Annotated in this window: 18 protein-coding genes; 8 read left to right on the forward strand and 10 right to left on the reverse strand. The window is 68.4% G+C overall.

Features of this window, described 5'->3' with window-relative positions; all coding sequences use genetic code 11:
* The first annotated feature begins 257 nt into the window (after positions 1-257).
* On the forward strand, positions 258-935 hold the full coding sequence (locus ABS361_02240) for an outer membrane protein (protein ID XBY45135.1): 678 nt from the start codon (positions 258-260) through the stop codon (positions 933-935).
* A gap of 108 nt (positions 936-1,043) precedes the next feature.
* Here ABS361_02240 and ABS361_02245 read toward each other — a convergent pair whose 3' ends face one another.
* The 8 genes from ABS361_02245 to ABS361_02280 form a co-directional block, all read right to left on the reverse strand.
* Positions 1,044-1,652: a glutathione S-transferase family protein gene (locus ABS361_02245; protein XBY45136.1), complete on the reverse strand. Its 609-nt coding sequence runs from the start codon at positions 1,650-1,652 to the stop codon at positions 1,044-1,046.
* Positions 1,653-1,781: 129 nt separating this feature from the next.
* Complete coding sequence (locus ABS361_02250) at positions 1,782-3,011, reverse strand: DUF1176 domain-containing protein (protein XBY45137.1); 1,230 nt, start codon at positions 3,009-3,011, stop codon at positions 1,782-1,784.
* Positions 3,012-3,068: 57 nt separating this feature from the next.
* Entirely contained in the window at positions 3,069-3,785 is a 717-nt protein-coding gene (locus ABS361_02255) for a ribonuclease T2 (GenBank protein ID XBY45138.1), read from the reverse strand.
* A 74-nt stretch (positions 3,786-3,859) separates the two neighbouring features.
* Positions 3,860-4,324 carry a hypothetical protein gene (locus tag ABS361_02260; protein ID XBY45139.1) on the reverse strand — a complete coding sequence of 155 codons (465 nt, stop codon included), beginning with the start codon at positions 4,322-4,324 and terminating at the stop codon, positions 3,860-3,862.
* Positions 4,325-4,530: 206 nt separating this feature from the next.
* Positions 4,531-5,406 (reverse strand): 23S rRNA (adenine(2030)-N(6))-methyltransferase RlmJ, encoded by an 876-nt coding sequence (gene rlmJ / locus ABS361_02265; GenBank protein XBY45140.1) that lies wholly within the window; start codon positions 5,404-5,406, stop codon positions 4,531-4,533.
* Positions 5,407-6,147: 741 nt separating this feature from the next.
* Positions 6,148-6,387, reverse strand: coding sequence for a cold-shock protein (locus ABS361_02270; GenBank protein XBY45141.1), 240 nt, complete (start codon positions 6,385-6,387; stop codon positions 6,148-6,150).
* Positions 6,384-6,779 carry a hypothetical protein gene (locus tag ABS361_02275; GenBank protein XBY45142.1) on the reverse strand — a complete coding sequence of 132 codons (396 nt, stop codon included), beginning with the start codon at positions 6,777-6,779 and terminating at the stop codon, positions 6,384-6,386. Before ABS361_02275 ends, ABS361_02270 begins: the two co-directional genes overlap by 4 nt.
* A gap of 288 nt (positions 6,780-7,067) precedes the next feature.
* Positions 7,068-7,697, reverse strand: a complete 630-nt coding sequence (locus ABS361_02280) for a DM13 domain-containing protein (protein ID XBY45143.1) — start codon at positions 7,695-7,697, stop codon at positions 7,068-7,070.
* Between the two features lie 250 nt (positions 7,698-7,947).
* On the opposite strand from ABS361_02280, the gene ABS361_02285 reads away from it, so the two are divergent.
* Complete coding sequence (locus tag ABS361_02285) at positions 7,948-8,616, forward strand: MBL fold metallo-hydrolase (protein XBY45144.1); 669 nt, start codon at positions 7,948-7,950, stop codon at positions 8,614-8,616.
* A 52-nt stretch (positions 8,617-8,668) separates the two neighbouring features.
* On the opposite strand, the gene ABS361_02290 is transcribed toward ABS361_02285, so the two are convergent.
* Positions 8,669-9,043 carry a DUF3775 domain-containing protein gene (locus ABS361_02290; GenBank protein ID XBY45145.1) on the reverse strand — a complete coding sequence of 125 codons (375 nt, stop codon included), beginning with the start codon at positions 9,041-9,043 and terminating at the stop codon, positions 8,669-8,671.
* A gap of 522 nt (positions 9,044-9,565) precedes the next feature.
* On the opposite strand from ABS361_02290, the gene ABS361_02295 reads away from it, so the two are divergent.
* The 6 genes from ABS361_02295 (at position 9,566) to ABS361_02320 (ending at position 12,863) form a co-directional block, all read left to right on the forward strand.
* Entirely contained in the window at positions 9,566-10,060 is a 495-nt protein-coding gene (locus ABS361_02295) for a DUF1097 domain-containing protein (protein ID XBY45146.1), read from the forward strand.
* A 188-nt stretch (positions 10,061-10,248) separates the two neighbouring features.
* Complete coding sequence (locus ABS361_02300) at positions 10,249-10,602, forward strand: DMT family protein (GenBank protein XBY45147.1); 354 nt, start codon at positions 10,249-10,251, stop codon at positions 10,600-10,602.
* A gap of 7 nt (positions 10,603-10,609) precedes the next feature.
* Positions 10,610-10,873: a SemiSWEET transporter gene (locus ABS361_02305; GenBank protein ID XBY45148.1), complete on the forward strand. Its 264-nt coding sequence runs from the start codon at positions 10,610-10,612 to the stop codon at positions 10,871-10,873.
* Between the two features lie 95 nt (positions 10,874-10,968).
* A complete protein-coding gene (locus tag ABS361_02310; protein XBY45149.1) occupies positions 10,969-11,226 on the forward strand; it encodes a type II toxin-antitoxin system ParD family antitoxin in 258 nt (85 codons plus the stop codon).
* Positions 11,227-11,229: 3 nt separating this feature from the next.
* Positions 11,230-11,529 carry a type II toxin-antitoxin system RelE/ParE family toxin gene (locus ABS361_02315; GenBank protein XBY45150.1) on the forward strand — a complete coding sequence of 100 codons (300 nt, stop codon included), beginning with the start codon at positions 11,230-11,232 and terminating at the stop codon, positions 11,527-11,529.
* 131 nt (positions 11,530-11,660) lie between these two features.
* Positions 11,661-12,863, forward strand: a complete 1,203-nt coding sequence (locus tag ABS361_02320) for a pyridoxal phosphate-dependent aminotransferase (protein ID XBY45151.1) — start codon at positions 11,661-11,663, stop codon at positions 12,861-12,863.
* A 76-nt stretch (positions 12,864-12,939) separates the two neighbouring features.
* On the opposite strand, the gene ABS361_02325 is transcribed toward ABS361_02320, so the two are convergent.
* Positions 12,940-13,659 (reverse strand): cytochrome c biogenesis CcdA family protein, encoded by a 720-nt coding sequence (locus ABS361_02325; protein ID XBY46784.1) that lies wholly within the window; start codon positions 13,657-13,659, stop codon positions 12,940-12,942.
* Positions 13,660-13,663: the final 4 nt, after the last annotated feature.

Genomic DNA, 13,663 nt, shown 5'->3' on the forward strand with positions numbered 1-13,663 from the left:
GATCGGCGCGGTTCGCCGCGATCCGGCCTTTGCTCCCAAGCGACGGCGTCCGGTTCCGCATTGCGCGGCCGGGCGCCGTTGGTGTTTTCGGCGTCGTCTGACAGCGGGAGCGGTGCACAAGTCTCGTTGCGCTGCGGCAGCCTCAGCGGTGTTAACCACGTTTCCGAACCGCTCCTTAACCGCGATCGCCCTATTAGGGTTACCAGTTCCCCGGCAGAGCCTCCGGGGCTCGGTCTCATCAACGAAGGATATTTTCCATGTTCCGCGTTTCCTTCGCCTTCGCGAGCGCGCTCACGCTCCTGGCCGCCGGCCCGGCTCTGGCTGCCGACATGTACGGCGGCAACCCGCCGCCGGCCGCCTACACCGCCTATCAGCCGGCCGGAACCGCGCCGGGCAACTGGCAGGGTGCCTATATCGGCGTTCAGGCCGGCTACAATTTCGGTGGCGCCCGTGACCGCTTCAATGGCGGTCCGACCGTGAGCCCGAGCTTCGGAGGCGCCGTTGGCGGCGTCTACGGCGGCTATAACGCCAATATCGGCCAGAACGTCGTGGTCGGCGTCGAAGCCGACGCCAACCTCTCGGGCCAGAGCTCGACCTCGACGGTCGGCGGCGTGAACTACAAGAACCGTTCCGGCTGGAACGCCAGCCTGCGCGCCCGCGCCGGCGTCGGTTTCGAGCGCGTCATGCCCTACGCCACCGCCGGTGTCGCGCTGGCCGAGAACAAGGTCTCGACCCCGACCGCCTCGTCCACGCCGACCAAGGTCGGCGTCGCGCTCGGCGTCGGCATGGAAGGCCAGATCACCAACAACATCATCGCGCGCGGCGAATACATGTATCAGGGCTTCGGCAACTCGACCCACACGCTCGGCGGCCAGACCCTGACCAGCTCGTTCTCGAACAACCAGCTCAAGGCCGGCGTCGCCTACAAGTTCTGAGATCGCGACCCGCCGGCATCCGGCGCGATCCTTCGCCAACCAAAAAAGCCCGGCCGCATCTGCGGCCGGGCTTTCGCATTTGGGCGATCCGCGTGACGCAGGCTCGTCTCAGGGGACGACCTTGGTCTTCTCGAACGACGGAACGCGCGCGGCGAAGGCGTCGAGCCAGGTGACCAGCTTCGGATGCTCGGCGCGCCAGGCACCGGCGAAGCGCAGGTCGAGGTAGCCGAACGCGCAAGCGAGCGCGATCTCGCCGACGGTCAGCTGTTCGGGCAACGCCGGCGGCGCGGCCTCGAGCATGGCGAGCACGCGCGCGACCTTGCCGGCCTGATGGTCGACCCAGGTCTTCGAGCGCTCGTTCTCGGTGCGCATGCGGTTCTCGTAGACCTGCAACAGCGCGGCATCCATCAGGCCGTCGGCGAGCGCCTGCAGGCGCAGCGCGGCGAAGCGGGCCTTGGGCTCGGCCGGCAGGATCTTGCCGCCGCCGGCGAGGTGATCGAGGTACTCGACGATGACGCGCGAGTCGTAGAGCGCGAAGCCGTCCTCGCCGACCAGCACCGGGATCTTGCCGAGCGGGTTCTGGCTGCGCAGCGAATCCGAGGGGTTGTTGGTGTCGGCGACCTCGATCGTGATCCGATCCATCAGGCCGAGTTCATAGGCCGCGATCTTGACCTTGCGGCCGAAAGGCGAGGGCGGGGAGGAGCGGAGCACGTACATGGGGAGCGCGAACCTTGTCCTTGGTCGAACGGAGCCTCGGGTATAGGGCCGCGCATCGGGGAGGGGAAGCGCGTCCAGGGCATGGACGGATGCGCGTTTGCGTGAGCCGGCTCCGCCGCCCGTCCCGGCTCAGCGCGGGAACACGCGGGTCCAGCTGTCCGGCTCGCCGCCGCCGCAATCGGCGTTGGAGCGGAATTCCTCCATGGCGAAGGCGAAATCCTTCCAGCGCCACTGACCGCGGCTGCCGCAATCGGCGCCGCCGCGGCCGCGGAAGGTCGAGGTCAGCCGGGCTTCCTTGCTGTCGAAGGCGATGTTGAACACCAGATCCGAGCCCCTCCAGCCGAAGGCCGGATCGAAACTGGCGAAATAGAGCGGCGTGATGCCGCCGATCTCGCCCGATTCGACAACCCAGATCCGGTAGCTGACATTGCCAGCCGAGGCGGCACAGGGGATGCCGTAGAGCATCGCCGTCTTCGACAGGGGGCCGATCACCGGCTTCACCGCCTTCAGGAGCGGCGAATTCGGCGCCTCGCAGTCGCTGGCGGCCATGTGGCGCTCGATGAGGCGCGGCGGCACGCCCTGGCGGACGATCAAGTCGGCCTTAGTCACGACAGGCGCGGGCGCGAGGCCCGGCGGAGCGACCGCCTCGCGCTTGGCGCCCTTCTTGCCGAGCCGCTCGTCGGTCCAGGCGAGGAGCTTGTCGAGGCCGTCGAGCGTGAAATCGGCGTCGTGAGGCGCGCCGGCGACGTCGATATATTCGAGCCGCAGCGTCTTTGCCTTGAGGAGGCTCGCGAGCAGCGTCGCGGCCGTCTTCTGGTCGGTCAGCCAGAAGGCGTCCGGGCGCTCGAACGGCGCATAGCCCGTGCGCGGGTCGAGATCGAACAGGCGCTTGCCGTCGACGCGGACGCTGATCGGGCGCTCGCGGTCGGCGATGGCGCCCGGCATGATCACGCCGAGCGCGATGCCGTCGCTGCCGGGCAGCCGGCCAATCAGCAGCGCCTGCAGGCCGCTCGCCGAGGCGAGGCTGGCGCGGCAGAGGCCCGCGGCCGGATCGCAGGCGCCGTTCCAGCCGGCGAAGGCCTTTGTCTCGAAATTTGCCGGGCTGGCGGGCGACTGGGCTGCGGGTGGCTGGGCTGCGGCCGGCTGACCAGCCGAGGGGTGGACGACCTCGCCCGGTGCGGCTTGGGCCGGGGCGGCGGGCGCGGCTTCGGCCGGCTTTGCTTCGGTGCTGGCGGGCGCCGCGCCGCCGGGCGCTTTCTGGGCTTCGGCGGAGCCGATCACGCCGAGGGCGAGACCGCAGGCGAGGACGCGGCCGAGAAGCGGCGCGCGGCGCGGAAATACGAAAGACACGGACGTCACGACGGCTCCGTTCCAATCACGAGGACCAAATGGGATATGGGGCTCGAGCGAGAAAAATCAGCCGCGCACGGCGGGCATGAAGACGCGATCGATGCGGCAGGCGCGGCGATCGACCTCCGGGCAGGCGCGAAACCCGCTCAGATCCTTCTTGATGCAGAGCCGGACCTCCTGGAGGTTCCGGCGGTCGCAGAGCACGGCGATCTCGCCGGCATCGAGCGTGCGGTTGCTGTCGCGAAACGCGCGTTCGACCTCGCCGGGGGCGACCATCTCGGGCTTTGCGGGCGCGACATAGGCGGCAGGGATTCGGATTTTCGACACGAGCGAGCGGATCGCGGCGAAGTAGCGCTCCGCGGTCATGCCGGAGCAGGTGCCGTGCTTCTCCCATTCGTGGCGGATCAGAGCAGGGTTCGGCATCAGATCGAGCATGCCGCGCACGAGGCCTTCCGGCAGGCGGCGGTCGCCGGGGCACGAGGACGGGAAGCCGCGATCGTACTGCGGCCACAGGCCGTGGACGACGAAACCGTAGGGCCGCGTGCATTGCACGTCGCCGCGCGCAGCGCCCGGACCGGCGCAGTAGGTCGGCGACCAGGACAGCGACAGAACCCAGAAATCGAAGTCACCGGGCACGCCGCCGGCACGCGCGGAACCCGCGAAGGGCGTCGCGACCACGAGCAGCATCGCCGCGATCAGGCCGAACATCGTCGCGCGCACCTCGCCGAGCAGGCCGGTAACAGGCCGGCGAGCCAGCATGGAGTTCGGACTACGTTCGGACATGGGCGGGCTTCCGGCGAGAACGGGATCGGCAATCGGGCGAACGGCGGGCAGGGACGAGGCGCCGCGCGGGCGCCTCACCACCACTTGCGCACGGTCCGGCAGGTGCCGTCGTGCTGGCGCCAGGGTTCGCGGCCGGCGAGGCAGAACTCGACGTTCCAGCTCACGCCGGCGAAACCGTAGTTGTTCTCGATCAGATAATAGAGCTGCGGATGCTTGCCGTTGTTCAGCAGCGCATGCGCCTGACAGTAGCGGCGCACGGTCGGGCTGTTGCGGTCGAAGGCCCAGAGGCGGATCTGGCGGACCTTTTCGACCGCGCCGAGGCTCTCGCCGCGGTGATTGACGTTCATGTCGGCGTAGGAGAACCGGTCGCGGATCGTGTCGAGCACGGCGGCATCGTCGCAGGACGGCAGCGCGGCGGCGGAGGGCATCGCCAAGACGGCCTGTTCGACAATCCCGGCTGTGGCCGGCGCGACGGTGCCGAGAAACGACGCGAGCAGGGCGGAGCCGGCGAGGATGGGGGCGGCGAGACGGCGAGACATCGTCGGACTCCTCGAAGTTGACCCGACTCGGGTTAACGCACGTTAACGAATGTGGTCGGGACGATGCTCGACCCCGGTCCTGCGGTCAAGGCCGCGCCGGGGACATGCGTGCCCGTGCCGTCGATCGATTGCAAACGGAAAACAGGAGAGCCCTGCCGCGGTTCCCTCGGGCGGGGCGCTCCGTCGTGGTCTGGTAAATCGGAGCTTTACTCCGGCACGATCCAGCGCACCGAAGCGCCCGCACCAGGGCCGACGGAGAGCCGCTCGGCCAGCGCGCGGCCGAGCGTGGCGATCTCGCCGTCGAGCTGCCAGGGCGGACTCACGACCACCATGCCGCAGGCCGACAGAGGCCGGTCGGCCGCGACACGCGCGACCCGGAACTCGGCCGCGAGGATCTTACGAATGCCGGTGTCGGCGAGGCGCGCGTAGAAGCGCTTCACCTCGGCCTCGTCCTTGATCGGATACCAGAGCGCGAAGACGCCGGTCGCGAAACGGCGATAGCCCTCGACGAGCGCATCCGTCAGATGGCGGAACTCGTCGCGGCTCTCGAACGGCGGATCGATCAGGACGAGCCCCCGGCGCTCCTTCGGCGGCAGGAAGCTCTTCGGCGCGAGCCAGCCGTCGAGTTCGATCACCTTGGTCTGGATGTCGCCGGCGAAGCGCGCGGCGAGCGTCTGGGCGTCGGCCGGATGCAGTTCGGTCAGGGTCAGCCGATCCTGCCTGCGCAGCAGGGTTCGGGCGATGGCGGGCGAGCCTGGATAGTGGCGCAGGGCCTCGGGCGCGAGCGGGCCGGCGGCGGACTCGTGGTCGTTCGCGTGGGCGACGGTCGCCAGATAGGGCGCGATCAGCTCGGCGGCGGCGCCGGCGAGCGGCTTGGCGAGCAGCCGGGCGATGCCGTCGCGCCACTCGCCGGTGCGGGTCGCCTCGTCGGCCGCAAGGTCGTAGAGGCCGATGCCGGCGTGGGTATCGAGGATCCGGAACGCGGCGTCCTTGCGCTGCAGGCCGAGGATCAGGCGCACCAGGACGGCGTGCTTGAAGACATCGGCGAAGTTTCCGGCATGAAAGGCGTGGCGATAGTTCATCGGGTGTACGGCAATTGGCGTGCGGTGATCAGCGTGCGGGGATCTCGATGCGGCGGCCTCGGGCGAGCGGGGGCGCGCTATGCGGACGGGCTGAGAGCGGGCCGACGACCGGCCGGGGGCATGGCGGCGAGCCCCGGCGGATCATCGTGGATATGGGTGGTCACGGGTCGTGAGCAGCGCCGCGATCGGAGATACGGGGCGGCGCGACATTCTCGTCGCCAAGCCACAGGGCTCGGCGCTGCTGCCGAATGCAGCGAAGTCTCGGACGGCCGTCTGTGGCCGGTGGTTTGGCCCCGAAGCCGACGAGTTCGGTCGGCGCCGTGGCCGACGGCAGCGAATTCCAATGTGGTCATCGGGTCGCCCTTCCGCGGGAAAGGCTGGTCCGACAACAGGTCTGGCCGCGGGATCGGCCGGTCGCTGGAAGACGGGCTCTGTAAAATCGAGGGCCCGAAGATTGGGGTCCAGGCAAAAACAATGGACCGGGAGGCGCGTCGAACCGACGACTGCCCGCGTGGCGCATACGCCCGATGGGCTACCCGGTGGGCTGGACGACGGACTCGACCGTCGCGGCCGGTCCCCGCCACCTTGGGAGCGCTCGCGTTCCGGATGGCGCCCCTGGCGCGCCGATCGCGCGCGAAACGCGGTCTGGCGTGCCCGCATCGCCGGGAAGCGATGCCCGGACGAAACTGCACCATCGAAAGATCAGGGCACCGGCGGCGTCGCCGGTGCCCGGTATCACTATCAGTCTTCCGGCATCTCAAAAGCCGGGGCCTCAGCCTCGCCGCCCTCGAGCGGCTGCAGGTTGACGGCCTTCGGGCCCTTGCCGCGCTTGTCCGGCTCGGTCTCGAACGAGACCTTCTGGCCCTTGTCGAGCGTGCCGAGACCCGAACGCTCGACAGCGCTCACGTGCACGAACACGTCCGCACCACCCTCTTCCGGGGTGATGAAGCCGTAGCCCTTCTCGGCATTGAAGAACTTCACGATGCCGTTCTGACGCGGGCCGCGCTCGACGGTCGGGCGCGGGGACGCGGACGGAAGCCGCCCTCGGCGCCACCGCCGAAGCCGCCGCCCTCGTCGCCGCCCTCGAAGCGACGGCGCGGACGGAAGCCGCCCTCGTCACCGCCGCCGCCGAAGCCGCCGCCACCGAAACCGCGGTCGCCACCGCCGAAGCCGCCACGGTCGCCGCCGCCGAAGCCGCCGCGACCACGTCCACCGCCGCCGCCGAAGCCGCCGCGATCACCACCACCGAAGCCACCGCGGTCCCCGCCGCCGAAACCTTCGTCGCGACCGCCGAAGCCGCGATCACGCCCGCCGCCGAAACCGCCGCGATCACCGCCACCGCCACGGCCGCCGCCGAAACCACGATCTCTCATTCCAAAGTCCTTTCCCGCGGGGATTGCCCCGTCACACGACAGCAGGCCCGAAAGCAGTCGCCTTCGCGCCCGAGATAGGCAGTCACGTTACGTCGGGACCAGGAATTGCGCGTTTGTCTGAAAAGAACCGGCCGCGCCGCCGTCTCGCCCAAGTTCCGAACCGCCGCCGATACGATTTATGACCGAGACGGGGCAAAAGGGCAAGGGCGCGCATAGAACGAAACCGCCCGCGCGCCGAAGGAAAAGGCGGCGGGTCAACTTGACCGGAGGGTCAATCCTCCGAAGACATCAGGTCGTCGGCTCCAAACGGGCACTCGCGACCACGATCTTGCGTCGTTTGCTCCAGATCACCACGGATCTATAGGTCGAAGGATCGACTTCGGCCGGCATCCGATAGATCTGACGGCCGACGATCTTCTTCAGTCGGCCAAGGGATACGCGTTTCGACGTGAGCACGTCGTCGGGCTTGGCGATGCGGTCGCCGGCGACGAGCAGGATTTCGAGATCCGGAACTTCGGAGACCTGAAAATCCTCGAGTTTCAACTCTCGGGCGGTGCTGGTCGGCTGAACGGTCACGGTGCCGGAGCCGCCATCCGGGATGGCGGCGCGGAACACACCTCTGAACCGCCGTTTCAGCGGATCCTTCTCGACCGTGGAGGCCGTGGCGGCGATCTTCTTGCCGGCCTTGCCCTTCTTGTCGGCGGCCTGGGGCGTCGGCTGGGCCGCGGGAATGGTGGTCGTGGTCGGCGGATTGTCGATCTTGAAGGCGCGCAGCGGTCCGGGGACCGCGGCGTCGCCGGCCTCGGTCGAGCCGGCAAAGGCCGGCCCGACGGGCAGGGCACCCGCGACGCCGCACAGCATTGCGATCCCCGCGAGGGCGGAGCCGGCAAAGGCGGGTCGGCATGCGATCGGAGGCATCGCGAAATCCTCGTCGCGCCCCACCGGGCGGCCACGGACTTGAGGCCGTGGACAAGAAGCGAAGCGTGAAATCGGGCGAAGGCTCGTCAGTTCCTCCCGATTAGCACGATCATCCTTAATACGAAACAAATTCGAGCGGCTTGAACGATCCGTCGCCGCAGGGCGACTGTCGCGGTCTCGATGCCGACGCTATATGGGGTTCATCGCCTTCGCGTGCACCCCCGCCGCACCTCCGTGGAGACCGGTTTCGATGTCCGATCAGACCCCGCCGTTCCGCATCGCCGTCGTTCCGGTCACGGCGTTCCAGCAGAACGCCAGCATCCTGTTCGAGACCGCCACCAAGACCGCCGCCGTGGTCGATCCTGGCGGCGACGTCGACAAGATCCTCGCGGCGATCGGCGAACTCGGCGTCTCGATCGAGAAGATCCTGATCACCCACGGCCATATCGACCACGCCGGCGGCGCGGCCGAGCTCAAGGAGCGGCTGGAGGCCGAAACCGGCCGCACGATCCCGGTCGAGGGGCCGCACCGGGCCGACTTCGTCCTGCTCGACCGCCTGCCCGAGACCGCGGCGCGCTGGGGCATGGAAGGGGTGCGCAAGCTGTCGCCGGATCGCTACCTCGACGAGGGCGACACCGTCACGGTCGGCTCGATCGGCTTCGAGATCCTGCATTGCCCCGGCCATTCGCCGGGCAGCGTGGTATTCTTCCAGCGCGAGGCGCGGTTCGCGCTGATGGGCGACGTGCTGTTCCAGGGCTCGATCGGCCGCACCGATCTGCCCGGCGGCGACCATGCGACGTTGATCCGCTCGATCACCGACAAGGTGCTGCCGCTCGGCGACGACGTGGCGTTTCTGCCGGGCCATGGCGGCATGAGCACGGTCGGCGAGGAGCGGCGGTCGAATCCGTTCCTGCGCTGATCGCGGGCGGGTCTTGCCGGCCGGGCGGGCGCTCGTCTCGGCCCTCGCGCGTTCAGGCCTCGTCGTCGAGGCCCATGGCGGCGAGCCCTTCCTCGAGCAGGTCGCCGACGTTCGGGATGCCGAGAAGGTAGCGCGCTGTCGAGCGGGTCGCGCGTTCGCCGGCCCGGCGCACGGCGGCGGGCCATTCGGTCGGCTCGAAATCGCCGCGGCCGATCCACACCAGGGCGACCAGATCGGCCTGCTCGTCGACATCGAGCCCGTTGATGACGCCGGCGACCACGTCGCCGGTCGCGTCGCCCGCCAGATCGGCGAGCACGTTGCCACCGTCGTCGAAGGCGTCCTGTGCCGCGCCGCCGCCACCGTCCTTGGCGTCGAGCAGGCGAAAATGCTCGATCAGCTCCCTGACCGTCTCGACCGAAATATCCATGGGGCCCCTCCCGGCTTGGTTCGTTGTGACGCGCGGTCCGTGCCGTCCGGCCGGATCGCCAAGATGGGACGGCGACGGTCGCGGCGCCTTGAGACGGATCAAGGAGCGCGATCAGTGGGGCGGATCGATGGTGGCCTCGCGGCGGCTGTCCGAGAGGCTTTCGATCTCTCCATCGGGCCGTGCTGGTCGGGCCGCGCGGCCGAACGTCTCACCCCTGTGCTGTGCGGTGCAGAATTCACGGGTCGATCGGGTCGACGCTGCAGGTAAAGTCGCATGTAAGTCGGCGTTAAAATCGATTTAAATCAACGGGTTCGGTTTTGCAGTCGTGTGTATTCGCAGGTGCGAAATGTCAAATTGAACAGTGCATTTTGTGATCGAATACGTGGCAATGACAGAAAATCGCGCTTGATGCATAGTCTTCCTGTCGGGGGCAGGGCGCCGAAAGCGCCCGCGATGGCGCGCGGCCGGGAGGGGCCGTGCGGCGCGATCGTGCCTCCCGGCCACCAATGGGAGGGAAGAACCATGAATCTCGTCACCGCTCTGGCCATCGTCATCGGCGCGCTGGGCGCCATCGCCACCTATCTCGTGCTCGGTCCGGCGGCTGGTCTCCAGCTGCAGATCTGGATCGTGTTCATCGCCTGGGCGAGCTACTTCCACTGCGGCGGCAACGAGGCGGCCGCCAAGAGTTCGTTCGTCGCCAACGTATGGGGCGCGGTCTGCGCCACCGTCGCGCTGATCCTGATCGGCAAGCTCGGCGGCCAGGGGCTCATCGTGATCTCGATCATCGTCGGCGTGACCGTGGCGATCATGATCCTCGGCGCCCATGTGCCGCTGCTCTCCGCGATCCCGGCGGCGGTCTACGGCTATGCCGCGACCGCCGGCTACGCGCTGCTCTCCAAGGCCGATGCGATGAACTTCGCGCCGGGCGGCGTGCTGACCACCGTGGTGCTGTCGTGTCTCGTCGGCGTCATCTTCGGCTGGCTGTCGGGCAAGATCGCCGGCGCGATCGCCAAGTGAGGCGCGCGCGCCTCTGAGCCGGGCCCGGGCTCGGCACTCGAGATCCACGGTCGCGGCCCCGGTTGCCGCGACCGTGGCGCTTCAGCATGCACGAGGCGCAGGTCTCGCATGTCCGAAGCGGCCGCGACTGGATTTTCGGCGCGTCACCTGCAATTTCCTCGGACAGTTTTCCCTGTCGAGGACATCCCATGCCGCAGATCGCCAACGGCTACGCGACGCCGGTCCTGCTCCTGCTCCTGTCGAACGTCTTCATGACCTTCGCCTGGTACGGACATCTCAAATTCACCGATCGGCCGTTGTGGCAGGTGATCCTGGCGAGCTGGGCCATCGCCTTCTTCGAATATTGCATCGCCGTGCCGGCGAACCGCTGGGGTCACGAGATCTATTCGGCCGCGCAGCTGAAAACGATCCAGGAGGTCGTCACCCTCCTCGTCTTCGCCGTATTCTCCTATCTATACCTCGGCGAGCCGATCGGCTGGAATCACGCCATCGGCTTCGCCCTCATCGCGCTCGGCGCGTTCTTCATCTTCCAGAAGTGGTAATCCCGACATGTCCCAGTCGCTCATGGTCGAGGCCCTCGGCGGCCTCGCGGCCCTGTTCACGACGCTGTGCTGGCTGCCGCAGGTCGTGAAGGTGATCCGCGACCGGGATACGTCCAGCCTGTCGCTCACGACCTTCGCGACGCTGGTCACGGGCCTCGCTTTCTGGCTCGCCTATGGCGTGGCGATCCAGAGCTGGCCGATCATCATCGCCAACTCGCTGACCCTCGCGCTCAACGCCACGATTCTCGCGGTGAAGCTGCGCTACGGGTGAGGGCGCGCGACGTTCGGCAAGCGGACGGCGGATCGGCGGCATGCCGGTTGTCAACGATCGCCGATCGTCGCATCCTTCATGTCAGGAGCATCGCCATGAAGCTGAACGTTGCCCTTTCCGACGATTTGGCGGCCTTTGTCGAGGCCAAGGTTGCGTCCGGACGCTATGGGACGTCGGCGGACGTGGTGCGCGAAGCCCTGCGTCTCATGGAGTTCGCGGAAGCGCGGGCTGAAGATCGCATCATGACCCTCCGTGAGCAGTGGGACGAGGGCATCGCCAGCGGCGATGCAGGTGAGATCGACTTCGAAGTGCTCAAGCGGGAGGCGCGGCGGCGCCTCGGTGCCGAGGGCTGAGACGTGACGCGGCTCCTGTTCACTGAACGGGCACGTCGCGACCTCCTCGATATATGGGCCCACGTCGCTCTCCGGAGCCCTGCAGCCGCCGATCGGATTCTGGACCGAATCGCAGATCGTTGTACGATCCTTCGAACGTTTCCTGCGGCGGGTCCGGTGCGGCCCGATATCCGGCCTGGGACGCGTGTTCTCGTTGTCGACCGCTGGCTCGTGCTCTATCGGCAGATCGAGGACGACGTGCAGGTGGTGCGCATCGTCGACGGGGCTCGCGACCTCGCGCGGCTGGATTGGCCGACCGACTGACGCCGGGCCCTCTCCCGACGCCACGCCGATGCGCGCCTTTGCGCTTGCTCGTGCCCGCGCGCGAGACTAGGGTCCGGCCGCTTTCGCGGGTGCGACCTTTGTGCACGCGCGACCACACGGAGAACGATCCCATGGCCTTCCTCGCCGACAGCCTCGCCCGCATCAAGCCTTCCGCGACCATCGCGGTCACGAACAAGGCGCGCGAGCTGAAAGCGGCGGGCCGCGACGTGATCGGCCTCGGTGCCGGCGAGCCGGACTTCGACACGCCCGAGAACATCAAGGAAGCCGCGATCAAGGCGATTCGCGACGGGCTGACCAAGTACACCGCCGTCGACGGCATCCCGGAGCTCAAGGCGGCGATCGTCGCCAAGTTCAAGCGCGAGAACGGCCTGACCTACAAGCCGTCCCAAGTGTCGGTCGGCACCGGCGGCAAGCAGGTGCTCTTCAACGCGCTGCTCGCCACGATCAACCCCGGCGACGAGGTGATCATCCCGGCGCCGTACTGGGTCAGCTATCCGGACATCGTGCTCCTCGGCGGCGGCGTGCCGGTGTTCGTCGAGACCTCGATCGCGACCGGCTTCAAGGTCACGGCCGAGGCGCTCGAGCGCGCGATCACGCCGAAGACCAAGTGGCTCATCTTCAACTCGCCGTCGAACCCGTCGGGCGCCGCCTACACGCGCGACGAGATCAAGGCGCTCACCGACGTGCTCATGCGTCATCCGCAGGTGTGGATCCTGTCGGACGACATGTACGAGCACCTCGTCTACGACGACTTCGTCTTCACGACCCCGGCGCAGGTCGAGCCCGCTCTCTACGAGCGGACCCTGACCATGAACGGCGTGTCGAAGGCCTATTGCATGACCGGCTGGCGCATCGGCTACGGCGCCGGTCCGGAACTGCTGATCAAGGCGATGGCGAACCTGCAGTCGCAGTCGACGTCGAACCCGTCCTCGATCTCGCAGTATGCCGCGGTCGAGGCGCTGAACGGGCCGCAGGACTTCATCCCGGCCAACAACAAGGTGTTCAAGGAGCGCCGCGATCTCGTGGTCTCGATGCTCAATCAGGCGAACGGCATCACCTGCCCGACGCCGGAGGGCGCCTTCTATGTCTATCCGTCCTGCGCCGGCACGATCGGCAAGACCTCGCCGTCGGGCAAGGTCATCGGCTCGGACGACGACTTCGTCAGCGAGTTGCTCGAGGTCGAGGGCGTCGCGGTGGTGCAGGGCTCGGCCTTCGGCCTGGCGCCGCACTTCCGCATCTCGTATGCGACCGCGACTTCGGCGCTGGAGGAGGCCTGCCGCCGCATCCAGCGCTTCTGCGGCAACCTGCGCTGAGGCGACGGCACCTCGCACACGGATCGAGGGGCGCTCCATCGGGGCGCCCCTTTTCGTTTGCCTCGCCGGTGTTGTCTCAGAACCGCGTGGTGAGCGTGGTCAGCCAAGCGGGCGATACCGCCACGAGCCAGCTCTCCAGCATCTTGTCGGCGCCGCTCAGGATCGCGCAGCCGATCAGCACGAGGACGAAGCCGAGGACGATCTTGGCGCTGGCGCCTCCGGACATCAGTCGGTTGCGCCAGCGCATGGTCAGGCCGCGCGAGGCTGTGCCGATCAGGGCGAGCGGCGCGGCGGCGCCGAAGCCGAAGGCGGCCATGGTCGCGGCGACGCTGCCGAGCGATTCGCCTTGGGCTGCCAGAACGCTCGCCGCCCCGAGCGTCGGGCCGACGCAGGGGCTCCAGACGGCACCGAGCAGCAGGCCGATGCCGAACTGACCGGCGAGCCCGTGTCCGGACACGCCCTGCAGCCGGGCGTCCGCCCATCGGCTGATCGGTGCGCCCGCGGCGGCCAGGCGATACTGGAGCGGCGGCAGCGCCAGTACGGCGCCGACGCCGATCATGAGCACGGCCGCGACGGCGCGGAACACGGTGCCGTCGATGCCGATCGCGAAGCCGATCGTCGCCACGAAGAGGCCGACCGCCACGAAGGCGAGCGCGACCCCGCCGGCGAGCGCCAGCGGTCCGTACCGATGCTCGCCCGCCGCGCTGCCGAACACGATCGGCAGCAGCGGCAGCACGCAAGGGGACAGGACGGAGAGAACGCCGGCGAGGAACGCCAGCCCCATCGTGCCGATGATCATG

The sequence above is a fragment of the Ancalomicrobiaceae bacterium S20 genome, from assembly GCA_040269895.1.
GTDB lineage: Bacteria > Pseudomonadota > Alphaproteobacteria > Rhizobiales > Ancalomicrobiaceae > Methyloraptor > Methyloraptor flagellatus.

Excerpts from the sequence above, each read along its gene's own strand:
- ABS361_02240 (XBY45135.1), top strand. The coding sequence starts at position 258 with ATGTTCCGCGTTTCCTTCGCCTTCGCGAGCGCGCTCACGCTCCTGGCC.
- ABS361_02245 (XBY45136.1), bottom strand. The coding sequence starts at position 1,652 with ATGTACGTGCTCCGCTCCTCCCCGCCCTCGCCTTTCGGCCGCAAGGTC.
- ABS361_02255 (XBY45138.1), bottom strand. The coding sequence starts at position 3,785 with ATGTCCGAACGTAGTCCGAACTCCATGCTGGCTCGCCGGCCTGTTACC.
- ABS361_02260 (XBY45139.1), bottom strand. The coding sequence starts at position 4,324 with ATGTCTCGCCGTCTCGCCGCCCCCATCCTCGCCGGCTCCGCCCTGCTC.
- rlmJ (XBY45140.1), bottom strand. The coding sequence starts at position 5,406 with ATGAACTATCGCCACGCCTTTCATGCCGGAAACTTCGCCGATGTCTTC.
- ABS361_02275 (XBY45142.1), bottom strand. The coding sequence starts at position 6,779 with ATGAGAGATCGTGGTTTCGGCGGCGGCCGTGGCGGTGGCGGTGATCGC.
- ABS361_02280 (XBY45143.1), bottom strand. The coding sequence starts at position 7,697 with ATGCCTCCGATCGCATGCCGACCCGCCTTTGCCGGCTCCGCCCTCGCG.
- ABS361_02285 (XBY45144.1), top strand. The coding sequence starts at position 7,948 with ATGTCCGATCAGACCCCGCCGTTCCGCATCGCCGTCGTTCCGGTCACG.
- ABS361_02290 (XBY45145.1), bottom strand. The coding sequence starts at position 9,043 with ATGGATATTTCGGTCGAGACGGTCAGGGAGCTGATCGAGCATTTTCGC.
- ABS361_02295 (XBY45146.1), top strand. The coding sequence starts at position 9,566 with ATGAATCTCGTCACCGCTCTGGCCATCGTCATCGGCGCGCTGGGCGCC.
- ABS361_02300 (XBY45147.1), top strand. The coding sequence starts at position 10,249 with ATGCCGCAGATCGCCAACGGCTACGCGACGCCGGTCCTGCTCCTGCTC.
- ABS361_02305 (XBY45148.1), top strand. The coding sequence starts at position 10,610 with ATGTCCCAGTCGCTCATGGTCGAGGCCCTCGGCGGCCTCGCGGCCCTG.
- ABS361_02310 (XBY45149.1), top strand. The coding sequence starts at position 10,969 with ATGAAGCTGAACGTTGCCCTTTCCGACGATTTGGCGGCCTTTGTCGAG.
- ABS361_02320 (XBY45151.1), top strand. The coding sequence starts at position 11,661 with ATGGCCTTCCTCGCCGACAGCCTCGCCCGCATCAAGCCTTCCGCGACC.